We start from the raw sequence: 22,174 nt of genomic DNA, 5'->3' as shown, positions 1-22,174 counted from the left end.
GGCCTTAGCTTTTTGGTGTCGACACCGCTCCGAGCACAGCGGCCAGAGCTTCTCGCCAGTGGGTGGCCTGCAGGTTGAGTGCCTGGCGGCTACTGGTGCAATCGAGCAGGGTATAGCTGGGCCGCTCTGCTGGTGTCGGGTAGTCGGCCGTTGTGAGCGGCTTGACCTGGGCGGCTTTGTGCAGCAGTCCGGCGCTGACACCGAGTTCGCCGATGGCGATGGCGAAGTCGTACCAGCTGGCTGCACCGGCATCGCACCAATGGAGCACTCCACCCCCTTGCTTTGCGGTGGCAGCCCAGCAGGCGCTGGCCAGGGTGAGGGTGCTGGTAGGGCATCCCACCTGATCGGCCACCACTCCGAGGGGTTCTCCCGTTTCGGCGTTCTGCCGGTGCAGGCGCAGCATGGTGAGGCAGAAGTTCTTGCCCACCGGCCCATAGACCCAGCTGGTGCGCAGGATTGTGAGCTGCTCTGGTGTTAAAGCGGCCTGTGCGGCGGATTCACCTGCCGCCTTTGTCTTGCCGTAGACCCCCAGCGGTTGCATGGCTTGGGCGGGTTCATAGGGATGGCCTTGGGCGCCGTTGAAGACGAAATCGGTGCTCACTTGGAGCAGCTTTCCGCCAGTTTCAGCGAGGGCTTCGGCAAAGGCCCCCGGTGCACTGGCATTCACCGCCATGGCCAGGTCTGGTTCTGATTCGGCGCGATCGACCGCCGTGTAGGCCCCAGCGCTGATGACCCAATCGGGTTTGAATTCATAGACGATTTGGCGGCAGGCCCCGGCATCGGCGAGGTTGAGCTGATCCCGCCCCGTTGCCATCAGTTCCACCCCCTGGGGCACGGAATCGATCAGGGCCTGACCAAGCTGGCCATCTTTGCCCGTGATGATCACCTTCACGCAAACACCTCGGCATCCACCAACAGCGGCGCCGACGCATCTTTGCTGGCCAGCAACGGTTCCACGCCGCTCAGTTCGCCCAGTAGCCAGGCGATGGCGATGGCTGGGTCGCTCCAGAGCAGGGAGCGTTCACAAGTTTTGCTCCATAGGCCACTGGCCTTATAGAGAACGTCGGCTGAGGGGCTGAGGGTGAGAAAACCATGGGCAAAGCCGGGTGGTATCCACAGCAATTGGTGGTTTTCGGCGCTCAGGCGCTCACCAACCCACTGCCCGAAAGTGGCCGAGCTGCCCCGGATGTCGACGGCCACATCAAAAATTTCGCCGGCGACGCAGCGCACCAGCTTGCCTTGTGGTTCTGGCTGCAGTTGATAGTGAAGACCACGCAGCACTCCCTGGCTCGAGCGGGAGTGGTTGTCCTGCATGAAGATCGGCGCTTCCGCTTCGCTGACGCCGAGGGCCGCAGCAAAACTGCGCGCATTCCAGCTCTCGAAGAAAAAGCCTCGATCATCTTCGAATACCTTGGGTGTGAGCAAGATGGGCCCTGCGATCGCGTAAGTCTTGGCTTCCATCAAGCAGCTCCTTTGATCGCGGCAGTCGTCAGCACGGAATCCATGCCATCACTGAGCAGGCGTAGTAGATAGTTGCCGTAGCCGCTTTTCTTGAGTGGTTGGGCCAAACGTTCAAGCTGGTCGTCATCAATCCACCCCAGCCGCCAGGCCACTTCTTCAGGGCAACCCACCTTGAGCCCTTGCCGGTGCTCCAAGGTGCGGATGTAACTGGCGGCCTCATGCAGCGAATCCGGGGTGCCCGTATCCAGCCAGGCCATGCCGCGACCCATCAATTCGACCCGCAGAAGGCCTTCATCCAGGTATTGGCGATTCAGATCAGTGATTTCCAGTTCGCCGCGCCCTGATGGCTTCACCTGTTTGGCTCGTTCCACCACCGTGTGGTCATACACGTAAAGGCCGGTGATGGCATAGCGGGATTTAGGCTTTTCGGGTTTTTCCTCGATACTCAAGACACGTCCATCAGCAGCAAATTCGACGACGCCATAGCGCTCAGGATCGCCGACTCCATAGGCGAAAACCGTGGCGCCATCATGGCTGGCGTTAGAGGTTTGAAGTTGCTGGGCCAGCTCATGGCCATGAAAAAGATTGTCGCCCAAGACGAGGGCTGCGGCTGCTCCACCTAGAAAGTCCTCGCCAATCAGAAAGGCCTGAGCAAGGCCATCAGGACTGGGCTGAACGGCATAGTGAATCTCCATTCCCCAGCTACTGCCATCGCCCAGCAGACGCTCAAAGGCGGCGCGGTCGACCGGTGTGGTGATGATCAGAATTTCACGAATACCCGCCAGCATCAAGGTGCTGAGTGGGTAATAGATCATCGGTTTGTCATAGACGGGCATCAACTGTTTGCTGACGGCAGTTGTGAGCGGTGCCAGCCGTGTGCCATTGCCGCCTGCCAGAATCAGCCCCTTGCGGGCAGGTGCGGTTGTGTGCATCAGCGGCTTGATGGTCAATGGCCAGTAGCTTAAATAGTGAATCTTGTCTTAACCAAGAATATCTTCGAATCAATGGATGAGTTTATGTTGTGAATGCTCTTCAGTGCTGGCGTCTAAACAACCTAGAATTGATGTTTTTTGAGTTGGTATCAAGGCATTGGGAAGGGCTTCTTGCGACTCAGTGAGAGAAGCAAGCATGCAAAGTTTTGCCGGTATCAACGGATACAATTGGCTGTTGTTTCGCCGTACTCTGCCTTCCCCGCTGCTGCTGAATCGAGCCCGATGTGGAGCAGTGGGACTCGTGGGCAACGGAGGGGGCGGGATTCGAACCCGCGGAGGCTTTCGCCTCGCTGGTTTTCAAGACCAGAGCCATCAACCACTCGACCACCCCTCCAGAATAGCCACTGGAGCCCGTAACGGCCAGCAGCTCTCCTAGCTTCCCATGCCCCAGGCCTTCAAAAAGGCTTCCCAGGGGCTGAAATCCACAAAATCGATGCCCTGCTCAGCGCTGCAGCCCATCTGATGGGGAAGGCGGGCGGCGATGGTGGTGGCCAGCTGGCCACAGCCTCAGTGCATAGGTTTTGATCGGTCTTGATTGTCCAATGGCTGTGTTTCAGTTTATTGGTGTGAGTCAGCCAATTGGTGTGATGTAGTACTGGCTGGAGACACCTTCAACGTCATGATAGTAGTAGAAGCAATCGGGGTCAATGGCTTGGATTGAAGTGATCATCGGTGGTAGTTCTTCCTGGGTGATGATCGTTCTCACCACGTAGTAGGAGTCTCCACTGCGGCCACCGGTGATCGGGTGGGCCGAGTAGGTGCGATGCGAGGAGGAATCACAAATGGCCTGGCCGATGGCATCGCGTTGGTGCGTGATGATCGCCAGCATCGTGATCTTGAACTTGTGGTAAAGGTCATTTAAAGTTTCTGTGGAAACAAAGATGTAGAGGCAGGTGTACATCAGTGTGTTGACCACAGACTCAAACTCACCATTCTTGAGGAAGTCAACAATCAACCCGAAGGCGGTGGATCCAACCGAGGCGATTACGGCGATCGATCCAACTGGCTTGAGGTGTTTGGTGGCGTAATAGGCACCAATGATGTCTTCATCGCCGGTGGACCCACGATTCTTGAAGGCCAGAGCCTTGGCCACCCCGGCCAGCAAGCCACCGAAAATCACCAGAATGATGCGTTCATTCTGGGGTTCAGGCCGGGCAAAGCTCTGTTCTGGCAAGATCAACAGAGTCAGCACAACGGTGCTGACGACAACCAGCGATCGCAGGGCAAATACCTTGCTGATCCGCGTAAAAGCAAAGACCAGCAAAAGGGCCTGAAAGATCACATAGAGGACAATGAATAGATTGAAGCTTTCGAAGTAGTACGACAAAGCTGTGGCAATACCCTCGGTCCCCGTTAGAATCACCTTCGAGGGAAGAATGAAATATTTGAGGGCAATAGCATAGAGGATCCCGGCAAATACGATGACCGTATAGCTCTTGAGTAGGCGATTCATGGGCCCTTCCAGATTTCAATGCTCAACTGATTCTGGTCAGCTTTCGGACCTGGGCTGCTGCCTTGGAGAGCAACTTTCTGGCCAGCCACTGCGGGTATGACTTCTTCAGTAGAGCTTTGTGCAAGTGGGGGTGGGTGTGAGTTTCATCAACGACCAGAGGGCGCCGTATTGCGCCGGTGAGAGTGAGAGTTCCGTTTGCATGCGCGCTCCCATTGCTGTTCCTGGGGCGGCAGTGGCTCCGATTTTGTCGTTGATCACAACCAAGCCCTCGCACATCTCTTCGATGCTGGGGTTAAGTGAACTGTTGGCCCAACCAGGCGAAGCCTGCAAAGCCACCGGCAGCAGGCCACTCACCAACGCCAGCAATCGCCAGTTCATGGGGTGGGCTTGGCCAGGGGCAGCAAACACTTGTCGGAATCACAACCAGCCGGACCGGCTTCCACCAGTTCGCCGCGGTCGTAGCGCTGCAGGGCTTCGAAGAAATCACCGGTGCGGCGGCGGCTTAACACCTCTTCGCTCAGGCGGCTGTAGGTGGCCTGATCGATGGGTTCAAACGGCAGGCGCGGGAAGGTGGCGTTGGCATCGAAGCGGGCCAGCAGGGCTGCTGAGATATAGCCCTTGCCGCCATCGATCGCTTGATGGATCGCTTCGGCCAACGGCTCGATTTCGTTCTCGCGAAACTCGACGGTGGCAGAGGTGTTGTGGGCCGTGTAGTGCGTCTGCACTTGCATGTAGAAGTCGAACTGGGCCAGGGCGGAGAAGTTGTTGATCTCCACCGCATCGGCGCCAGGGATGTTCGCCCAGCTCACTTCGGTGGGGATTTCCACCAGCCATTCGGTGCAGCGTGGATCGAAGGGATTATCCAGCAGGCGACCGTTGTCGTCTTTGTCCGATTGGCTTGGCACGATCGTGTAGCCGTAGTCGAGGCAGGCCAGGGCCACCGGATCGTTCTTGCGGAAGGTGATGCGGCGGATGAAGCGCTGCGCCTTGGGAGGGTGCCAGCCGGGGCTGGCGCCGGTGAGCAGGCTCTTGGTGCCGGCCGGTTGCACGGTGGTGCAACGATTGGGGCGACGCAGGCCGTGGCGATCGCAGTAGTCCCACACCGCCGTGTTCACCACCTGCTTCCAGCGGCTCAGATACTCCGCTTCCTGCGCCTTGAAGGCCAGACCGGCTTCTGTTTCGGGGCGGCCCGCCTCCCACCAGTTCAGCCAGGGGGTGCCGAAGGCATGCACGAAGAAATCGAACAGGCCGGTGAAGCTCACGCCCACAATCGGATCCCAGGCGCGGCTCTGGCGGTAACGCTCCACCTCGAAATCGTGGTTGAGCAGGCAGGCCACCGCCAGGCCAGCGGCCTTGAAGGCATCGGCCTGGGCCTGATGGTCGGCTGGATCGATGCGGTTGAGGTGGATTTCGGCCAGGTTGCAGTGGAAATCAGCTCCCAGGATTTCGCCGCAGGGATTGAGCCCATAACGTCCCAGCCGGTGCTCCAGCTCGGCGGCGCTGATCTCGGGGTGATGGAGGTTGAGCCAGCGGCCGGCTTCCTCGCGGCCCTGGTCGACGTAGATGTCGATGAACTCGCTGCGCAGCTCGGCGGTGGGCAGCAGGTCGGCATTGGAGCGGGCGATCGCCTCAGGGGCGAACTGGATCGCGCCTTCGCCGCTCTGGAACTGCTTGACCACCGCTTCGAGCACCACCTCTTTGGAGGGGCGGTTGTGGAACACCCGGGTGTGGTTGGCCATCCGCAGCGCGTCGCGGTCGGGATCAATGCTCCAGTTGCCTTCAGCGTCTTGCTGCCAGAGGTTTTCCTTGGCGCCAGCGGCGGAGCCATCCTCGGCGGCGAACTGGCGCATGCCGGCGCTGCGGCGGATGTTGCCCGCCACGATCGTGACGGCGGCCTCATCGATCAGCAGGCAGCACTCCACCGACGTGAGCTGGCGGCCATTCGCCTTGTTGAGGATCTGGGCCACCCGGCCGTAGAGATCGCCCAGTTTCACCGGGTTGGCCATGCCGCCGAAGCCCTTGAGCGTTTCGCCCACTGGCCGCACATCGGAGAGATCCACGTTCACCGTGATCGCAGCATCGGCGCTGAAGCTGGTGTCGCTGCTCAGTTCCAGCAAACGCTGGTAGCTGTCCACCCAGCCGCGGCGGGTGTCCCCCACCTTGATCGTCACCCGGTTGCCCGCGCTGCTGGAGCGGGTGGCCTCCTGGCGCTCGGCTGCGGGGGTGACACCGATCGGGCTGACGCTCTCGATCACCAGCCGGTTGCGCAGCAGCGGCAGCCGCTCAATTAAGCGCGGTTCGATGATGGCGCCGGTGCCGCAGCCCATCATCGCCAGGTCCATCATCAGACCGAAGGCTTCCCAGTCGATCAGGTTGGTGGAGGTGCAGTTGTAGGCGCCGGAGAAGTTGTGGCGCTGCTGAATCCAGGGCGTGCCACCGATCCAGAGCCAGCGCCCCGAGGGCAGGGCCTGCTGGTAGGTCTGCATGCGGCGGATCAGCGCCACTTCCTCAGCGCTGAGGTCGCCCAGCTGGCGCAGACCCTCGAGGTTGCGCTCCGACACCTGGTGCCAGCTCTCGCGGCCGCCTTCGGTGCGGCGGGAATAGGTGCGGTAAAAGACCGGATTGGCCGCCGGAGCGGTGGCCGGAAAATCGGGGTGCTCGCTGGTGCCGCGCCGGCTGGGATCAGCCAGGTCGAGACGGGTGGGGGTGAGGGTCACGGCAGCGCTGCTGGTCTGGTTGGCTCAGCTTAAACGCCACCTGTGGTGGCGGCAAGGTTCCGAAAGCACCAGAGACAGTGGTGAAGGCGGCGGTGGAGGCAGCAGCGGCGAAAGCCCGGGTGAGCCTGCTGGCAGGCTGGCTCCATGACCAGCAGCTCCAGCAGCACCAGTGAGCCCACGGGCCTGAGCTCCCTGGCCGAAGCGGTGGCCCGGCGCCGCAATTTCGCGATCATTTCCCACCCCGACGCGGGCAAGACCACCCTCACCGAAAAACTGTTGCTCTACGGCGGGGCTATTCAGCAGGCGGGCGCGGTGAAGGCCAAGGGCGAGCAACGCAAGGTCACCTCCGACTGGATGGAGCTCGAGAAGCAGCGCGGCATCTCGATCACCTCCACCGTGCTCCAGTTCGACTACGCCGGCAGCACGATCAACCTGCTCGACACGCCGGGGCACCAGGATTTTTCAGAAGACACCTACCGCACCCTGGCCGCCGCCGATAACGCGGTGATGCTCGAAGACGCCGCCAAAGGCCTGGAGCCCCAGACCCGCAAGCTGTTTGAGGTGTGCCGGATGCGGCGCGTGCCGATCTTCACCTTCATCAACAAGATGGACCGGCCGGGGCGTGAGCCCCTGGAGCTGATCGACGAGATCGAAAGCGAGCTGGGGCTCACCTGCTGGCCGGTGAACTGGCCGATCGGTAGCGGCGATCGTTTTCGCGGTGTGATCGATCGCCGCAGCCGCGACGTGATTCTGTTTACGCGAGCCGAGCGCGGCCGGCAGGCAGGCGAGCGGCACCTGGCCGCCGGCAGCCCCGAACTGGCCGAACTGGTGGAGCCGGAACTCCTGGCTCAGGCGCTCGACGAACTGGAGTTGCTCGATGGCGCCGGTGCCGAGCTCGATCTGGAGCTGGTCCATGCCGGCGAGCTGAGCCCGGTGTTCTTCGGCTCGGCGATGACCAACTTCGGCGTGCGGCCCTTCCTCGATGCCTTCCTGGAGCTGGCCCAGCGGCCGGTGGCCCGCCACAGCCAGGACGGCCCGGTGGATCCGCTGCGGCCCGAGTTCAGCGGCTTTGTGTTCAAGCTCCAGGCCAACATGGATCCGCGCCACCGCGACCGGATCGCCTTCGTGCGGGTCTGCTCCGGCCACTTCGCCAAGGACATGACCGTGCGCCATGCCCGCACCGGCCGCTCGATCCGGCTCTCGCGCCCCCAGAAGCTGTTCGGCCAAGACCGCGAGGTGGTCGAAGACGCCTACCCCGGCGACGTGATCGGCCTGAACAACCCCGGCATGTTCGCCATCGGCGACACTCTCTATGTGGGTCAGAAGGTGGAGTACGAAGGCATTCCCTGCTTCAGCCCTGAGATCTTCTCCTGGCTGCGCAACCCCAACCCCTCGGCCTTCAAGGCCTTCCGCAAGGGGGTGAATGAGCTGCGTGAGGAAGGCGCCGTGCAGGTGCTCTACGACACCGATCTCAGCAAGCGGGACCCGATCCTGGCGGCAGTCGGCCAGTTGCAGCTGGAGGTGGTGCAATACCGGCTGCAGAACGAATACGGCGTGGAAACCCGGCTCGAACCGCTGGGCTTCTCCCTGGCTCGCTGGGTAACCGGTGGCTGGGAAGCCCTTGAGGTTGTCGGTCGTCTGTTCAACTGCAAGACCGTGCGCGATGCCTGGGGCCGGCCGGTGCTGCTGTTCAAGAACAGCTGGAACCTCAACCAGCTCAACGAGGACCACCCAGAACTCGGCCTCAGTGCCGTGGCTCCGGTGGTCAGCGGTGTCGAGCCGATCGCCCTCTGAAGATCGTCTGCGCTGAGCCACGGCACCCGCCGGGCCTCGCCAGAATCGATTACAAAGAAAGGTAACAACCGTGCCCGACCATCTTTGGCTGGTGCGTCCCTGCCGTGACGGGGGCTGTGATTACGTGCGTTTTTTACCCCGTCAGGAAACCGTCGAAGTGCACGAAGGCAGCCATCTGCCGCCCCAGATGCCCCTGCTCAAGCACCGCCACTGGCTGGCGGCTGAAGAAGCCGAGGCCCGGCGCCGTGATCTGCAACAGGAGGATGGCTATCAATTCAGCGAACCGCTCTTCTGAATCGTGCTTCGGTACCTTCCCTGAACGTCCGCCGGCGCCGCGCCTCGATACGCTCGGGCTATCACTCTGTCCGCTGCATTGGAGGCCATGACCAACGGTTCCGCCCCATTTCCCAGTGCTGCCGATGGCGCCAGCCCCTACGAGCGGCTCGGCATTGCCCCTGATGCCAGTTTTGATGACGTTCAGGCAGCCCGCAAGGATCGCCTCAGCGCCGTCGGCGACGACCCCCAGGCCCGTGCTCAGGTGGAAACCGCCTACGACGCCGTTCTGATGGAACGGCTGCGCGAGCGCCAGCAAGGCAAGGTCAGCAGTGCGGCGGTGACGGCCTCCAAGCGCGAGGAACTCAAGCCGGCCGTGGCGAGCCGCACGCCCTCTCGGCCCTCGCTGCCTGCCATGCCCGCCCTGCCCCAGCTCAGTGGCGTCAAGCTCAGTCGCCCGTCACTGAGCCTGCCGACCCTGGTGTTGGCCGAAAATCGTGAGCGTTGGTTTCCGCTGATCGCCGGCGGCCTGGTGATTCTGCTGCTGCTGGTCGCCCCCGCCGGCTCGGCCGAAGTGCTGTTGGCCCTGGCCACGGGCGTGACGGTGGTGAATCTGCAGCGCCGCAACGGCCGCTTACTCGGGGCTGTGGGCTGGAGCTTCGCGTTGCTGTGCGTCGGCCTGCTGCTCGGTGGCGGTCTGCTTCAGCTGCTCGATCCCTCCCTTCCGCTCGGGCTGCCCCTCGATCCCGAGCAGGTGCAGAGCTTGCCGGCCATGCTGCTGCTGCTCTGGGGAGCCCTGATGATCACCTGAGCTCAGGCTGTTGATGCCCTGAGTTCAGGCCAGGGCCAGCTCCCGGATCAGCTCCCGCAGCTCCCCTTCCTCCACCCCGTAGACCTCGTTGCAGAAGTGGCAGGTCAGTTCAGCTCGGCCGTCCTCATCGAGGATGGCATTCAGTTCCGCCTCGCCGAGCATGCGCAGGGCATCGACGCTGCGGCGACGGGTGCAGGGGCAGTGGAAGGTCACGTTCTGCTGGGCTTCGGCGTCTTCGAGCAGGTGGGGATCGAGATCCGGAAAGATGTCTTCGAGCAGGGATTGCAGGTTGCCGTCACAAGCGGCCAGGCGGCGGCTGAAGCCGGTGATCTCCCGGCAGCGCGCCTCCAGCAGGGCCACCAGCGCCGGCTCGCTGGCCGCCTTGGGCAGCACCTGCACCAGCACACCGCCGCAACAGCGCACGCCGCTGTTGTCGATCTGCTCGCCGACGAACAGGGCCGAGGGCGTCTGCTCGGAGTGGAGCAGGTAGGAGGCCACATCCTCCCCGATGCCGCCGCTGACCAGCTCCACGGTGCTGCTGTAGGGCTCGCCCTTGCCCAGGTCGCGCACGACGTGGAGGTAGCCGGTGCCGGTGGCCTTGCGAAAATCGAAACCGTGCCGTCCTCCGCCCGTTTCAACCAGGTCGAGCTCCAGGCCCGGCGCCCCCACATGGCCGCGGACGCTGCCATCGCGGCCGGCATCCACCATCAGGCCGCGCAACGGGCCATCGGACTGGATCCTCAGGTTCACCCGGCCGTGGGCCACCTTCATCGAGCTGGCCAGCAGCAGGCCGGCGGTCATCGCCCGGCCGAGCAGGGCCGTGGTGAGATACGAGAGTTTGTGCCGCCGGCGCGCATAGCGACTGGTGACGGTGGTGGTAGCTGCCACCAGCCGAATCCCGCCCTCGGCCGCCGTGGCCCGCACCAACTGATCGGGCATCGGCCCACCCCCATTTCAGAGCATCGTAAGGAGTGCGGGCAGGGGGCGAAGCGCGCCCTGCTCTAACAGCCAACCCCGATCAATCACGCCACGGAACAGCTCCGGCTCGTGGGTGACCACCAGCAGAACCCGGTCGCGGCTGAGCTGGGCCAACAGTTGCAGCACCTCCTGGCGCACCGACCAATCCAGCCCGGCGGTGGGTTCATCGAGCAGCAGAACGGCTGGATCGCGCACCAGTTGCACCGCCAGCGCCAGGCGCCGTTGCTGGCCGCCGCTGAGCCGCTCCGGTGCCTGTTGCAGCGATAGAGAGCCCAGACCCACCTGGTGAAGCACGGCCTCGAGCTTCTCGGCCGGCAGCCGACGCTGACCCAGTTTCAATTCCTGGCCCACGCTCAACCCCAGGAAGTGACGCTCAGGAAACTGAAAAACCAGACCGCAGAGCCAGCGGCGCTGGCGGGCGTTCAGCGGCTGACCCTGCCAGCGGATCGTGCCGCCACTGGGCGTGGCCAGGCCGCAGATCAGCTCCATCAAGGTGGTCTTACCCGAGCCGCTGCGGCCCGCCACCAGGGCCGGCTCCCCTGGTTTGAGCGTCAGATCCAGGCCGTTGAGCACGGCTTCAGCGGCGGTGGCTGGCTGGTAACGCAGGGCTTGGAGCTCCAGCATGGGGGGCCTCAGGTCGTACCAGCTTGCAGTGGCCGTGTTGGATGGGGGGCCAATGCGAAAGCGCTGCCGATGGACGTCAGATTTCGGGACGTGGATCCGTTCAACTGCTGGATCTGGCTCCGTTTCGCCGATAACCCCGGCCAGGGAGAGCAGGGCTATGTGAACACGGTGTTTGAAAGTCTGTTTTTCCTCGGCAAGTTGGGGGCCTTCAACGCTGAAAACCTGCAGGTGCACGAGGAGGGCGCTGATCTGAGCTGGATGACGTACGACAGCGAGGGCGCTGAAAAGTCGTTGCCGGCCCTGATGCACAACATGGGTGAGCTGGAGTATCAGGACGACTGGGCCCGCTGCTGGCTGGATCTCGGCACCAGCGATGGTGTGGCCCTCGACGTGCTGATCAATGCCCTGCACCAGCTCGACAAGGAAGTCGTCGAGATCGCCGAACTGGTGATCGGTGGGGTCAACGAGGACTGGCCCGTGGAGGAACAGGCCGACGCCCTCTTCCCGCTGGGTAACAACTGAGCGGCACTGCCCGCAACAGCACACCCCGCTGCCCCCCTGCCATGGCCCGCGAACTGCGCCGCCTGCTGATCGATCCCGCCCGGCTTGGCGGCGACCTGGCCCTCAATGCCGAGGAGAGCCGCTACCTCACGCGCGTGCTGCGGTACGGCAACGGTGATCGCTTTGCCGTTGTTGATGGCGCTGGCCGCCTCTGGAGTGCCGTGCTGCTCGATCGGCGCACCGCCCGGCTGGAGCAACCGCCCGGCCAACCCCTTGAAGCCGTCGCCGCCGCCGCCCCTGCCCTCACCCTGGCGGTGGCGATGCCTCGGCTCGATGGCGACGTGGTGGTGCGGATGGCCTGCGAGCTGGGGGTCGACCGGCTGCAGCCGTTGCTGGCAGAGCGCGGCACAGGGGGGATTCAGGCGGGGCGGACGGAACGCTGGACGGCGATCCTGCGCGAGGCCAGCGAGCAATGCGAGCGGCTGTGGCTGCCCGAGCTGGGCGAGGCCGTGCAGGCCCAGGAGTGGCTGGCGCAGCCCTGGCCGGGCCTGGCCCTGATCGCCACCTCGCGTCGGCAGGAGCTGCCCCGCCTCTGCGAGCTTCTGGGCCCATGGGCCGACTCCCTCAGCGCGCCGCTGGCGTCCCAGGGCGTAAAGCTCGCCATCGGGCCAGAAGGGGGTTGGAGCCCGAATGAAGAGGAGCGGGCCATCGCGGCGGGCTGGCAGGCGGTGGACCTGGGTCCGCGCATCCTGCGCACGTCCACCGCAGCCGTCGCCGGACTGGGCCAGATCAGCGCGTGGAGAGCGGCCCGCTGGGGCTGCTGAGTTCAGCCGCTGATCAACGGCTGTTTAGCCGCTGGTCAGGGAATTGGCGATCGCCTTGAAGCCAGCCAGGTTGGCGCCGGCCAGGCGACGGGGGCGGGGCAGGGCAGCGGAGGGGATCAGCTGTTCCGGCGCAAAGGTGACCGTCGACGGCGGGGGGCTGTTCTCCTGGCTGAGGCGAAGCTCGGCGGCGATCACCTCGGCGGTGGTCAGAACTTTGGCGGTGGTCAGAACCGCTGGGCTGGCGGCCCGAGCCGGTTCAGCGGCAGGCGCGGAGGCAACTGCAGGTTTCGCCGCAGTCGCTGCCATGGCCGGACTGGCCTTCTTGGCTGCGTCCGCTTTTGGGGCAACGGGGGCCACAGCCAGAGGGTCTTTCGGCTCGTTCTTGTCAAGGTTGAGGAAGAACGCAGGCTTGCGGTTGAACACCATGGCGAGGGTAGGAGCAGCAGGTCTCCCAATTATCCGCCTGGGCGAGAGCCTGGTGCCAAGGCCTCGGGCTAGTGCAACACAGTCATCGCCCAGCCACCGCCATCGCCACTGCCACCGCCATCGACACTGAACAGCAGCCGCCTTCGCCTTGTCGTGCCGTTTGCCCTGCCAACCCAGACCCTTGTGCACTGGCTTCTAGCCCTGGGGCTCAACGCCGCCCTGATCGCCCTGGCCCAGCGCCTGCCCCTGCTCACCCCTGCCGGCTGGGTCCATGCCGGCATCCTCGGCAGCCTGCTCTGGGGGACCCTGGGCTGGCGCGGCTGGCTGGCGGTGGTGCTCTATCTGCTGCTGGGGTCGCTGGTGACCAGGCTGGGCTATCGCCGCAAGCAGCAAGCGGGGCTGGCCGAAGCCCGCGGCGGCCGGCGCGGACCTGAGAACGTCTGGGGTTCGGCGGCGACCGGCGCTGGCCTGGCCCTGCTCACCACCGCGCCGGCTGCACCGGTGCCCTTGCTGTTGCTGGGCTTCAGCGCCAGTTTTGCCGCCAAGCTGGCTGACACCTGCGGCAGCGAGATCGGCAAGCGCTGGGGACGCACCACCGTGTTGATCACCAGCCTGCGGCGGGTTCCGGCTGGCACCGAGGGGGCAATCAGCCTGGAGGGAACCCTGGCCAGCCTGGTGGGCAGTGGTGCCATGGCCCTGCTGCTCTGGGCCCTGGGCCTGCTCTCTTCTCCGGCGGCCGTTGGGCTGGTGACCCTGGTGGGCCTGCTGGCGACCCTGATCGAGAGCCTGATCGGCGCCACTCTGCAGGGGCGCTATCGCTGGCTGAGCAACGAGCTGGTCAACGGTCTGCAGACCCTGATCGCGGCGCTACTGGCGATCGGCCTGGCCCTGCTGCTGCCCTAGCCCGGCACGATCCGAGCGGCAGCGCTCTGCAGCTCGTCTTGGGGGCTGAACAGCTCGCCGAGTTCGGCGCCGAGTTCGAGCCGCAGCTGGGCCACCAACGTCTCAAAGCGCTTCTGGGCCACCCGGGCCTTCAGGCCCAGGGCTTCGCCGAGCTCGCGCCACGACGCTCCCGCCAACACCCGTCCTTCCAGCAGTTGGCGGAGGTCGGGGTCGAGGCGGCCCAGCCGCAGCCGCAGCCAGTCCTGGGGTTCGGGTTCGCAGCAGGGCGATTCAGCCGGGCTGTCTGGGCGGCAGGGGTGGGGGGTCTGCGGGGCTTCGAGCAGGTCGACCAGGGCCAGAGAGGATTCCTCCCCGTGGCCCACGGGGGCATCGAGGCTGCGCAGCTGCAGTGCCCAGTGGAGGGCGCAGGCCTCCTGCCAACGCTCCGGTTGGCAGCCGAGCGCTGCCGCCAGTGCCTTGCCGTCGAGGGCCGGCAACTGCTGGTGCAGGCATTGCTGCTGCAGGGTCTGGCCGCGGCGGTGGAGCTCGCGCAGCAGGCGTGAGCAGCGCAGGGGCGGGTGCTGGTCGCGCAGGTGGTGCTGCATGGCCCCACGGATGTAGGGAACGGCGTAGCTGCTCAGGGCAACGCCCTTGCCGGGATCGAAACTTTCGATCGCCTTGATCAGGCCGAGGCAGCCCAATTGCAGTAAATCGTCGAAGGGCAGGTTTGTGCTGCGGCTCTGGCGATCAGCCACCTTCCGCACCAGGGGAAGGTTGAGTTCCACCAGCCTGTTGCGTTCGTGTTGGTCGGCACTGCGGTGATAGCGGCCCAGCAAGGTGGGGTTGAGGCTGGCGTAGGTGGTCTCTGGCATGGCGTGGTTTGGGCGGGGGGCTTGTCGGTGGTGGTGCTGTCGGTGGAGTTCCTGGGTGTGGAGTTCCGTGGTTTCACCCTCTTTCGAGTGGCCCGCTCAGCGCTATCCCCCAAAAGGGGGATTTCTTCTCCCCCCATTTCGGGGAGACGCCCCCCCTTCAGGCCGATGGCGTGCACGCCACCAGCGGCTCCAGGCCCGCCCAACGCAGCAGGGCCGGCCACTGCCGCACCCGCTCAAAGATCCGCTGATGGCCCGCTCCATTGAGATGCACACCATCGCCGTCGATCAGCCGCAACCAGTGCGGATCGCCCAGCAGGGGCTCCAGCAGCGGCAGGAAGGGCACGTCCTCTTCGAGGCAGGCCTCCTCAAGCAGGCGCTCATAGCGGCGCAGGGCGGCGAGCTCGTACCAGAGGCAGCCGGCATAGGGCATCACCGCCCCATCCACCGGCGAGAGCCCGATCACCAGCACCGGCGCCTGGGCCTTGGCCTGGCGCAACAGTTGCTGCAGGCCAAAGAGGAAGGCCTCGGGCGCCAGTTGGTGGCGGCCATCGGGGCGCCCGACCCGGGCGCTGTCGTTGAAGCCGATGTTGATCAGGATGCCCTGGGGGAGCTGGCGGCGCAGTTCGCCGCGGCAACCCACCTCGCTGGGCAGGCGAGCCGCCAGCCGCTCGAGTCCATCGCCGCGCACACCGAGGTTGTAGAGCACCGGCCCGCCGGGCAGCTGCATCCAGTGCCGGCGCAGCCGCTCGCACCAGCCACCCTCGTCCGGATCGCCCCAGCCGTAGGCACTGCTGTCACCCAGCACCACCAGCTTGCGGGGAATCGCCTCGGGCATCGCGGGGAGCAGGGGGGTCAGCCCGAGAGCAGTCGCTGTCGGACCCGGTCGCTGAGATCTTCTCCCAGCAGGGTCAGCAGGGCATACACCGCGATCAGGGCAATCAGCTCATCGACGGCAAACGAACTGAGGGCCTCCAGCAGCAGGCTGCCCAGCCCGGCGGCCCCCACCAGCCCGACCACCACGGTTTCCCGCAGGATCACATCGGCCCGGTAGGCGCCGTAGGCCAGGTAGGAGCGGGCCAGGCCACTGAAGCGGCCGTAGAGCAGGGCCAGCCGCGGACCACAGCCCGAGCAGCTCAGGGCCACTTCGGCTCCGCCCGATCCGGGTTGATCAGCGGTGTCTTCGCAGGCCTCCAGCAGCAGCCGGCCCAGCACCCCGAGGTTGTGAAAAGCCAGGGCCAACGCCGCGGTGATGACCCCGGGCTTGAGCACGAACAGCAGCAGCAGGGCGGTGAGCGGTGGCGGCCACAGCCGGCCCATGGCCCAGACGGCCCGCAACAGCAGGCGACCCCAGGGCCAGGGTGCCACCAGCAGCAACAGCAGCGGGGCCACGCCCACCGCCAGGCAGGCGGCCAGCAGCGTCAGGCCCAGGGTGGTGGCCACCAGGGCGGCCCAGGGCAGGGCCAGCACCGCCGGCCAGTTGGCCTGCAGTGGCGGCAGCGGCTGCCAGGCCAGCAGCTGGGCCGGGCTGATCTCCAGGGCCATCGCCACCAGCACCAGCACGGGCAGCAGGCCGAGCAGGGCCAGTAGCAGTTCCCGGCCGCTGCGGCCCACGCCAGCTGTCGTCAGCTTGAACCGGCTCGGCATGCCCCAGCGGTGGCGCAGGGCCCGCAGCAGGGCTTCGAGCGACAGCATCACCGCCAGCAGCAGCCAGAGGCCGGTCCAGAGCTCGTGAAATTGCAACGACTGCAGGCTCAGGCGCAATTCCGTGCCCAGCCCACCGAGCCCGAACACCCCGAGCAGGGTGGCACTGCGCAGGGCGCATTCCAGGCGATAGCCGCCGTAGCTGAAGGCCCCGGGCAGCAAGGCCGGTCCCAGGGCGGTGAGCAGGGCGGCGCCGGCCGGGGCGCCGCCGCTGCGCAGGGCCTGGAGGGGGGCGGTGGGCAAGGCATCGAGCAGGTCGCTCACCACCCGGGCCACCAGGGCGGCATAGGGGATGGCGATGGCCAGCACCGCCACGGCCGGTTTCAACCCCAGCAGCTGCAACAACAGCAGCCCCCAGAGCAATTCGTGGATCGAGCGCGGCACCGCCAGAAACCGCCGGATGGCGCTGGCGGGCCAGGCCACGCCCAGCCAGGTTCGCCAGACGATGCGTGAGCTGAGCACCCCACCCACCAGCCCCAGGGCCAGGCTGAGCGCCCAACCGAGCAGGGCGATGCCCACGGTGATGCCAAGGCCGGCGAGGGCGGTGCGCAGCAGTAGCGGGTCGAGCGACGGGGTGATCGCTGCCGCCGCGAACTGGGCCACCAGCTCCCAGCCGCCGCCATGGATCAGGCCGGGCAGCACCAGCAACAGCGGCAGAAGGGCGAGGGCCGGCAGCAGGGGCAACAGCGGGGCGGCGGGACGCCAGCTCCAGGCCGTGGTCGTCATGGTGGACCGATCCGCGTGGCGGCGGGGTCCAGGTCGGGATCGGGGTCGTAGAGCCAGCGCAGCAGGTCGGGGTTCAGTTCCGCAGGGGTCGTGTCGAGCACCAGCTTTCCGGCCCTCAGGGCCAGCACCCGGTCGAAATCACCGGCGAGATCAGGGCGGTGCAGGCTGAGCAACAGGGCTCGTGACCCGGTGACCTGGCGCAGCAGCAGGGCCAGCAGCTCCACCGCCAGGCGGGGATCGAGCTGGGCCAGGGGTTCATCGGCCAGCAGCAGCGCCGGCTCCTGGCGCAGCAGGCGGGCGATCGCCAGCCGCTGCCGCTGGCCACCGGAGAGGGCGGTGACCGGTTGGGGCAGCAGGGCTGGATCGAGGTCCACCTCCCGCAGGGCCGCCCCGTTGGCTTCGGTTTCAAGCGGCTGCAGCAGGTTGGCCAAGGCCTTCGGCCAGCCCCAGTCGGCCAGCCGTGCCGCATTGAGGTTCTGCTGCACCGTGAGCTCCTCGATCAGGCGCAGGTCTTGCCAGAGGGTGCCGATGCGGGCCCGCTGCCGTTGCCGCAGCCGCCTGGAGCGGGCCGGCGCTGCCCCCTGCCAGAGCACGGCTCCAGCTGGGGGAGGCAACAGGCCATTGGCCACCGCCAGCAGGGTGCTCTTGCCCGCCCCGCTGGATCCGAGCAGGGCTACGCGCTCCCCGGCCCGCAGCTGCAGGGACACCTCCTCCAGGCGGTTGGCCCCGCGGCCCGGCACCGTGACGCCACGCAGCTCCAGCAGTGGAGAGGGCTCTTTGGAGGTGGCCATCGCTCAGCGGATCTTGCCGATCTCGCGACCCACCTTCTCGATGGGGTCGTATTGCCGTTGCGATGCTGGGATGAAGCGTTTGGCACCGAAGAGGTCGAGGATCTGGGCCTGCCGGGGGTTGCTGGCATTGAGATTCATGAACGTGGACTGGAGCCGGGTGGTGAAGCCCCGGCCAAAGCGCTGGTCGAGATTCGGCTGGGCGAGCCAGTGGTAGTTGGGGTAGCCAGGGGTGCGCCAGATCACGGCTACTTTCTTCGGGTCGGTCCTGCCGGAACTGAGGCTGCTCTGCCACACCTCTTCGTTCACCACGCCGGCCTGGTAGGCGCCGCTCTGCACCAGGGCGATCGTGGCGTCATGGCTGCCACTGAAGCCCGGCGCACCACCGGCGAAGTGCCTGAGCTTCACCCCCGCCTGACCCAGGTAGTACTGGGGCATCAGGCGCCCTGAGGTGGAGCTCTCCGAGCCAAAGGTGAAGCGCTTTCCCATGAGGGCGGTGAGCCCCTTCTGGTTGCGCAGGGGCTTGATTCCGCTGGCGGTGTTGGCAATGAACAGGCTTTGAAACGAAGCGTCAATGTCACGCTGGGCGATCACCTTGGCGCCGGGTTTCTGCAACCGGGCCTGAACCCCGGTGAGGGCGCCGAACCAGACCAGGTCAAGGTCACCGCGGCGGAAAGCGCTCACGGCGGCGGTGTAATCGGTCACCGCCACGTACCTCACCGGCACGCCCAGGCTGCGGCTGAGCTCGTTGGCCAGCAGCGGGTAGAGACGGTTGAGGGTTTCCGGTTTCTGATCGGGGATGGCACTGATCCGCAACAGCCTCTGCTGGGCCTCAGCGCGCGGCAGCAGGGCTGGCAACAGCAGCAGCAGGGCCAGGCCGGTCAGCACCACGCGCGAACGTTTTCGGCGCCGCAGCGCGGGAAGGCGGAAAGGAGAGCGCATCGGAGGGAGGGGTGAGGGGGCTCAGAGGCTGGTCAGAAATCGTTCGAGGCGCGCCAGGCCATCCAGGATCGTGGCGGGGGAGGCGGCGCAGGAGAGCCGGATGCAGTGGTCGTCGCCGAAGGCCACACCAGGCACCACGGCCAGGCCTTCCTGCTCGAGCACACGATTGCAGAAGGTCATCGAGTCGAGGCCGTAACTGCTGATATCGGGGAAGGCGTAGAAGGCTCCCTGGGGCGGTTGCAGCTCAACCCCCGGCAGCCGCGCCAGGCCGTCAGCCAGCAGGCGGCGTCGCTCGCTGAACTGGTCGGCCATTTCGGTGACACAGGTGCGTGGACCCTCCAGGGCGGCCAGGGCGCCGTACTGGGCAAAGGTGCAGACGTTGCTGGTGCTCTGGCTCTGCAGGGCACTGGCCGCGGCCACCACCTCAGCAGCACCGGCGAGATAGCCCAGCCGCCAGCCGGTCATCGCCCAGCCCTTGGCAAAGCCATTCACCACAAACACGCGGTGTTGGAGGTCGGGTGCCACCGCCGCGAAGCTGTGATGGATCTGGCCGGGGGCCAGCAGGAATTCGTAGATCTCATCGCAGACCACCGCCACCTGGGGATGGCGCCGCAGCACCGCGGCGATGCCCTCCAGTTCGGCCCGATCCATCACCATGCCGGTGGGATTGGAGGGGCTGTTGAGCACGAGCAGCCTGCTGGCTGGGGTGATCGCCGCCTCCAGCTTGCTGGGCAGGAGCCGGAAACCATCACGGGCTTCGGTGGGCAGCCGCCGCACCGTGGCACCGGCCAGCTGGGCCATTTCCGGGTAGCTCAGCCAATAGGGGGCTGGCAGCAGCAGCTCATCACCGGGTCCCAGCAGCACCTGGAAGAGGTTGTAGAGGGCCTGCTTGCCCCCATTGGTGACCAGCACCTGCTCCGGCGTTGTGGGGATGCCGTTCTCCACGCTGAGCTTGTTAGCGATCGCCTGACGCAGGGCCGGTTCACCGGCGGCCGGGCCATAGCGGGTGGCCCCGCGGCCAAGGGCCTCGCTGGCCGCTTCACGGATGAAGGCGGGCGTGTCGAAGTCCGGTTCTCCGGCGCTCAGACTGCAGATGTCGAAACCGTCGGCCCGCAGCTGGCGGGCACGGGCGGCGATGGCCAGGGTGAGCGAGGGTTGCAGCGCGATGGCCCGGGCCGAGAGGTTCAACGGGCGGGGCATCAGTGTGGGCGCAGCGTTCGACCGCAACATGGGCGGCGGCACTCCATCAGCGGAGAGCAGGGAATGGAGAAATCATCCTGCCTGACGCAGGGATCGCTTTCTTCAGATCACTGCCTAGGGTCGACCCCGGAGGTGCCGTTGGTTTTGAGCAGCGATCCTGAACCGATTTCGGGCTCCCTTTCGCCGGGCGAACCGTCTCCATTGAGCCGCGATTCAGGCGCCCTGGATCAGGCCCTCCGCCAGCTCCATGGCGCCTGCGAGGCCTGCCGTCGTTGCGGCCTAGGCGATTCGCGTCAGCAGGTGGTGGTCAGCCGCGGCAACCCCGGTGCCCGGCTGATGGTGATCGGCGAGGGCCCCGGCGCCCAGGAAGATGTCAGCGGCAGGCCCTTCGTGGGCCGCTCCGGCCAGCTGCTCGATCAGATGCTGGCGAGCGTGTCGATTGACACCAATCGTGATGCCTACATCTGCAACGTCGTGAAGTGCAGGCCACCGGAGAACCGCAAGCCGACGCCGGCCGAGATGGCGGCCTGCCTGCCCTGGCTGCTTGAGCAGGTGGAGCTGGTGAAGCCCGAGCTGATCCTGCTGGCCGGCGCCACGGCGGTGGAAGGGGTGCTGGGGATCCGCGGGGGGATCACCAAGCTGCGCGGCCAGTGGCAGACCTGGCAGGGCCGCCCGTGCCTGCCGATCTTTCATCCCTCCTATCTGCTGCGCAATCCGTCACGGCAGCAGGGATCGCCGAAGTGGCACACCTGGCAGGACCTCCAGGAGGTGCGGCGCCGGCTCGACCGGCTTGCCGCTGCGCCAGCGACCCACACGCCAGTGGCCCCCTGATCTGTGGCAGTGTTGAACCACTTCCGGCCCCTGCAGTGATGACCGGCACCCTCGCCCCCACAACGGCGTCAGCCCCGGCAGCCCAGGCGGCAGGCCCCAGCGGCTGGGCCGATAACCCTCGCTACGACACGGTCATCCGCCGCCGCAAGACCCGCAGCGTGCGGGTGGGTGACATCTGGGTGGGCAGCGAGCACCCGGTGGTGGTTCAGTCGATGATCAATGAGGACACCCTCGATATTGAGGGCGCCACCGCCGGCATCCGCCGGCTGCATGAGGCTGGCTGCGAGGTCGTGCGGCTGACGGTGCCGAGCCTGGCCCACGCCAAGGCGGTGGGTGAGATCCGTAAACGGCTGAACGACAGCTACGGGTCGGTGCCGCTGGTGGCCGATGTGCACCACAACGGCATGAAGATCGCCCTGGAAGTGGCCCAGCACGTCGACAAGGTGCGCATCAATCCAGGTCTGTATGTATTCGACAAGCCCGATCCCAAGCGCACCGAGTTCACCCCTGAGGAAGTGGCCGCGATCGGGGCGCGCATTCAGAGCACGCTCGAACCGCTGGTGAGCCTGCTCAAGGAGCAGGACAAGGGCCTGCGCATCGGCGTCAACCACGGCTCGTTGGCCGAGCGGATGCTGTTCACTTACGGCGACACGCCGCTGGGCATGGTGGAGAGCGCCATGGAGTTCATCCACATCTGCGATCGCCTCGATTTCCACAACATCGTCGTGTCGATGAAGGCCTCGCGGGCGCCGGTGATGCTGGCCGCCTACCGGATGATGGCTGACCGCATGGATGCAGAGGGCTTCCACTACCCCCTGCACCTGGGCGTCACCGAAGCAGGTGACGGCGACTACGGCCGCATCAAGAGCACCGCCGGCATCGCCACCCTGCTGGCCGAGGGCCTGGGCGACACGATCCGGGTGTCGCTCACTGAGGCACCGGAGAAGGAAATCCCGGTTTGCTACTCGATCCTGCAGGCCCTGGGCCTGAGGAAAACGATGGTGGAGTATGTGGCCTGCCCCAGCTGCGGCCGCACCCTGTTCAACCTCGAGGAGGTGCTGCACGTGGTGCGTAACGCCACCTCCCACCTCACCGGCCTTGATATCGCCGTGATGGGTTGCATCGTTAACGGCCCTGGCGAGATGGCCGACGCTGACTACGGCTATGTGGGCAAGACCCCCGGCACCATCTCCCTCTACCGCGGCCGCGACGAGATCCGCCGGGTGCCAGAAGCCGAGGGTGTGGAGGCCCTGATCGCCCTGATCAAGGAGGACGGCCGCTGGGTCGACCCCTGATGGGTCACATCCAGACGTGTCTGTAACCGTCCTTTTGCAAGGGCGTCGCTGGATCAGGCGGGCTAGTTTATAGGCACAGTCAA

General features: G+C 65.8%; 23 protein-coding genes and 1 tRNA gene. 8 read left to right on the top strand and 16 right to left on the bottom strand.

Going from position 1 to position 22,174, the window contains the following annotated elements; all coding sequences use genetic code 11:
* Positions 1 to 4: 4 nt before the first annotated feature.
* The 7 genes from rfbD to nrdJ all read right to left on the bottom strand — a co-directional run bounded on the left by rfbD (position 5) and on the right by nrdJ (position 6,623).
* Positions 5 to 892, bottom strand: coding sequence for a dTDP-4-dehydrorhamnose reductase (gene rfbD, locus BM449_RS03660; protein ID WP_071800105.1), 888 nt, complete (start codon positions 890 to 892; stop codon positions 5 to 7).
* The gene (rfbC, locus tag BM449_RS03655; protein ID WP_071800104.1) at positions 889 to 1,461 is read right to left on the bottom strand and encodes a dTDP-4-dehydrorhamnose 3,5-epimerase; all 573 of its coding nucleotides are present in this window, start codon (positions 1,459 to 1,461) and stop codon (positions 889 to 891) included. The genes rfbD and rfbC overlap by 4 nt, the downstream gene beginning before the upstream one ends.
* Positions 1,461 to 2,393 carry a glucose-1-phosphate thymidylyltransferase RfbA gene (rfbA, locus tag BM449_RS03650; protein ID WP_071801936.1) on the bottom strand — a complete coding sequence of 311 codons (933 nt, stop codon included), beginning with the start codon at positions 2,391 to 2,393 and terminating at the stop codon, positions 1,461 to 1,463. The genes rfbC and rfbA overlap by 1 nt, the downstream gene beginning before the upstream one ends.
* Before the next feature lie 309 nt (positions 2,394 to 2,702).
* Positions 2,703 to 2,787: transfer RNA gene (locus tag BM449_RS03645), tRNA-Ser, on the bottom strand.
* 237 nt (positions 2,788 to 3,024) lie between these two features.
* Positions 3,025 to 3,906, bottom strand: a complete 882-nt coding sequence (locus tag BM449_RS03640; RefSeq protein WP_071800103.1) for a YitT family protein — start codon at positions 3,904 to 3,906, stop codon at positions 3,025 to 3,027.
* Between the two features lie 105 nt (positions 3,907 to 4,011).
* Positions 4,012 to 4,284: a hypothetical protein gene (locus tag BM449_RS03635; RefSeq protein WP_071800102.1), complete on the bottom strand. Its 273-nt coding sequence runs from the start codon at positions 4,282 to 4,284 to the stop codon at positions 4,012 to 4,014.
* Positions 4,281 to 6,623, bottom strand: coding sequence for a ribonucleoside-triphosphate reductase, adenosylcobalamin-dependent (nrdJ, locus tag BM449_RS03630; RefSeq protein ID WP_083544371.1), 2,343 nt, complete (start codon positions 6,621 to 6,623; stop codon positions 4,281 to 4,283). The genes BM449_RS03635 and nrdJ overlap by 4 nt, the downstream gene beginning before the upstream one ends.
* 144 nt (positions 6,624 to 6,767) lie before the next feature.
* On the opposite strand from nrdJ, the gene BM449_RS03625 reads away from it, so the two are divergent.
* From BM449_RS03625 to BM449_RS03615, 3 genes are all read left to right on the top strand, one after another.
* Positions 6,768 to 8,417, top strand: a complete 1,650-nt coding sequence (locus tag BM449_RS03625) for a peptide chain release factor 3 (RefSeq protein ID WP_071800101.1) — start codon at positions 6,768 to 6,770, stop codon at positions 8,415 to 8,417.
* A gap of 70 nt (positions 8,418 to 8,487) precedes the next feature.
* Positions 8,488 to 8,712, top strand: coding sequence for a hypothetical protein (locus tag BM449_RS03620; protein ID WP_071800100.1), 225 nt, complete (start codon positions 8,488 to 8,490; stop codon positions 8,710 to 8,712).
* Between the two features lie 87 nt (positions 8,713 to 8,799).
* Positions 8,800 to 9,501: a CPP1-like family protein gene (locus tag BM449_RS03615; protein ID WP_071800099.1), complete on the top strand. Its 702-nt coding sequence runs from the start codon at positions 8,800 to 8,802 to the stop codon at positions 9,499 to 9,501.
* Between the two features lie 24 nt (positions 9,502 to 9,525).
* Here BM449_RS03615 and hslO read toward each other — a convergent pair whose 3' ends face one another.
* Entirely contained in the window at positions 9,526 to 10,440 is a 915-nt protein-coding gene (hslO, locus tag BM449_RS03610; RefSeq protein WP_071800098.1) for an Hsp33 family molecular chaperone HslO, read from the bottom strand.
* 15 nt (positions 10,441 to 10,455) lie between these two features.
* Positions 10,456 to 11,103, bottom strand: coding sequence for an ABC transporter ATP-binding protein (locus tag BM449_RS03605; RefSeq protein WP_071800097.1), 648 nt, complete (start codon positions 11,101 to 11,103; stop codon positions 10,456 to 10,458).
* A gap of 69 nt (positions 11,104 to 11,172) precedes the next feature.
* On the opposite strand from BM449_RS03605, the gene BM449_RS03600 reads away from it, so the two are divergent.
* Complete coding sequence (locus BM449_RS03600) at positions 11,173 to 11,625, top strand: DUF3531 family protein (RefSeq protein ID WP_071800096.1); 453 nt, start codon at positions 11,173 to 11,175, stop codon at positions 11,623 to 11,625.
* Between the two features lie 41 nt (positions 11,626 to 11,666).
* Complete coding sequence (locus BM449_RS03595; protein WP_071800095.1) at positions 11,667 to 12,428, top strand: 16S rRNA (uracil(1498)-N(3))-methyltransferase; 762 nt, start codon at positions 11,667 to 11,669, stop codon at positions 12,426 to 12,428.
* A gap of 24 nt (positions 12,429 to 12,452) precedes the next feature.
* Here BM449_RS03595 and BM449_RS03590 read toward each other — a convergent pair whose 3' ends face one another.
* Positions 12,453 to 12,854 (bottom strand): hypothetical protein, encoded by a 402-nt coding sequence (locus BM449_RS03590; protein WP_071800094.1) that lies wholly within the window; start codon positions 12,852 to 12,854, stop codon positions 12,453 to 12,455.
* A gap of 153 nt (positions 12,855 to 13,007) precedes the next feature.
* Between BM449_RS03590 and BM449_RS03585 the strand changes: the two genes are divergently transcribed.
* Entirely contained in the window at positions 13,008 to 13,757 is a 750-nt protein-coding gene (locus tag BM449_RS03585) for a DUF92 domain-containing protein (protein WP_071800093.1), read from the top strand.
* Here BM449_RS03585 and BM449_RS03580 read toward each other — a convergent pair.
* The 6 genes from BM449_RS03580 to BM449_RS03555 form a co-directional block, all read right to left on the bottom strand.
* On the bottom strand, positions 13,754 to 14,608 hold the full coding sequence (locus BM449_RS03580; protein ID WP_071800092.1) for a sigma-70 family RNA polymerase sigma factor: 855 nt from the start codon (positions 14,606 to 14,608) through the stop codon (positions 13,754 to 13,756). The genes BM449_RS03585 and BM449_RS03580 overlap by 4 nt on opposite strands.
* A gap of 157 nt (positions 14,609 to 14,765) precedes the next feature.
* Positions 14,766 to 15,443, bottom strand: coding sequence for a GDSL-type esterase/lipase family protein (locus tag BM449_RS03575; protein ID WP_071800091.1), 678 nt, complete (start codon positions 15,441 to 15,443; stop codon positions 14,766 to 14,768).
* Between the two features lie 17 nt (positions 15,444 to 15,460).
* A complete protein-coding gene (locus tag BM449_RS03570) occupies positions 15,461 to 17,035 on the bottom strand; it encodes an ABC transporter permease subunit (protein WP_071800090.1) in 1,575 nt (524 codons plus the stop codon).
* A complete protein-coding gene (locus BM449_RS03565; RefSeq protein WP_071800089.1) occupies positions 17,032 to 17,826 on the bottom strand; it encodes an ATP-binding cassette domain-containing protein in 795 nt (264 codons plus the stop codon). Before BM449_RS03565 ends, BM449_RS03570 begins: the two co-directional genes overlap by 4 nt.
* 3 nt (positions 17,827 to 17,829) lie before the next feature.
* The gene (locus tag BM449_RS03560; protein ID WP_071800088.1) at positions 17,830 to 18,765 is read right to left on the bottom strand and encodes a putative selenate ABC transporter substrate-binding protein; all 936 of its coding nucleotides are present in this window, start codon (positions 18,763 to 18,765) and stop codon (positions 17,830 to 17,832) included.
* Between the two features lie 21 nt (positions 18,766 to 18,786).
* Positions 18,787 to 19,965: a pyridoxal phosphate-dependent aminotransferase gene (locus BM449_RS03555; protein WP_071800087.1), complete on the bottom strand. Its 1,179-nt coding sequence runs from the start codon at positions 19,963 to 19,965 to the stop codon at positions 18,787 to 18,789.
* Positions 19,966 to 20,187: 222 nt separating this feature from the next.
* Here BM449_RS03555 and BM449_RS03550 point away from each other — a divergent pair, with 222 nt between their 5' ends.
* Positions 20,188 to 20,796, top strand: a complete 609-nt coding sequence (locus BM449_RS03550) for a uracil-DNA glycosylase (protein ID WP_233831237.1) — start codon at positions 20,188 to 20,190, stop codon at positions 20,794 to 20,796.
* Positions 20,797 to 20,834: 38 nt separating this feature from the next.
* Positions 20,835 to 22,091: a (E)-4-hydroxy-3-methylbut-2-enyl-diphosphate synthase gene (ispG, locus tag BM449_RS03545; protein ID WP_071800086.1), complete on the top strand. Its 1,257-nt coding sequence runs from the start codon at positions 20,835 to 20,837 to the stop codon at positions 22,089 to 22,091.
* Positions 22,092 to 22,174 lie beyond the last annotated feature (83 nt).

The sequence above is a fragment of the Synechococcus sp. SynAce01 genome (assembly GCF_001885215.1).
GTDB classification, from domain to species: Bacteria; Cyanobacteriota; Cyanobacteriia; order PCC-6307; family Cyanobiaceae; genus Regnicoccus; species Regnicoccus frigidus.
Note: the sequence above shows the minus strand (reverse complement) of the source record. Positions and strands in the feature narration are given on the sequence as shown.

Coding starts and splice junctions, on each gene's coding strand:
- BM449_RS03625 (WP_071800101.1), top strand. CDS start 6,768: ATGACCAGCAGCTCCAGCAGCACCAGTGAGCCCACGGGCCTGAGCTCC.
- BM449_RS03570 (WP_071800090.1), bottom strand. CDS start 17,035: ATGACGACCACGGCCTGGAGCTGGCGTCCCGCCGCCCCGCTGTTGCCC.
- BM449_RS03580 (WP_071800092.1), bottom strand. CDS start 14,608: ATGCCAGAGACCACCTACGCCAGCCTCAACCCCACCTTGCTGGGCCGC.
- rfbA (WP_071801936.1), bottom strand. CDS start 2,393: ATGCACACAACCGCACCTGCCCGCAAGGGGCTGATTCTGGCAGGCGGC.
- BM449_RS03575 (WP_071800091.1), bottom strand. CDS start 15,443: ATGCCCGAGGCGATTCCCCGCAAGCTGGTGGTGCTGGGTGACAGCAGT.
- BM449_RS03590 (WP_071800094.1), bottom strand. CDS start 12,854: ATGGTGTTCAACCGCAAGCCTGCGTTCTTCCTCAACCTTGACAAGAAC.
- BM449_RS03595 (WP_071800095.1), top strand. CDS start 11,667: ATGGCCCGCGAACTGCGCCGCCTGCTGATCGATCCCGCCCGGCTTGGC.
- BM449_RS03640 (WP_071800103.1), bottom strand. CDS start 3,906: ATGAATCGCCTACTCAAGAGCTATACGGTCATCGTATTTGCCGGGATC.
- BM449_RS03600 (WP_071800096.1), top strand. CDS start 11,173: ATGGACGTCAGATTTCGGGACGTGGATCCGTTCAACTGCTGGATCTGG.
- BM449_RS03555 (WP_071800087.1), bottom strand. CDS start 19,965: ATGCCCCGCCCGTTGAACCTCTCGGCCCGGGCCATCGCGCTGCAACCC.
- rfbC (WP_071800104.1), bottom strand. CDS start 1,461: ATGGAAGCCAAGACTTACGCGATCGCAGGGCCCATCTTGCTCACACCC.
- BM449_RS03565 (WP_071800089.1), bottom strand. CDS start 17,826: ATGGCCACCTCCAAAGAGCCCTCTCCACTGCTGGAGCTGCGTGGCGTC.
- BM449_RS03560 (WP_071800088.1), bottom strand. CDS start 18,765: ATGCGCTCTCCTTTCCGCCTTCCCGCGCTGCGGCGCCGAAAACGTTCG.
- BM449_RS03635 (WP_071800102.1), bottom strand. CDS start 4,284: ATGAACTGGCGATTGCTGGCGTTGGTGAGTGGCCTGCTGCCGGTGGCT.
- BM449_RS03605 (WP_071800097.1), bottom strand. CDS start 11,103: ATGCTGGAGCTCCAAGCCCTGCGTTACCAGCCAGCCACCGCCGCTGAA.
- hslO (WP_071800098.1), bottom strand. CDS start 10,440: ATGCCCGATCAGTTGGTGCGGGCCACGGCGGCCGAGGGCGGGATTCGG.
- ispG (WP_071800086.1), top strand. CDS start 20,835: ATGACCGGCACCCTCGCCCCCACAACGGCGTCAGCCCCGGCAGCCCAG.
- BM449_RS03615 (WP_071800099.1), top strand. CDS start 8,800: ATGACCAACGGTTCCGCCCCATTTCCCAGTGCTGCCGATGGCGCCAGC.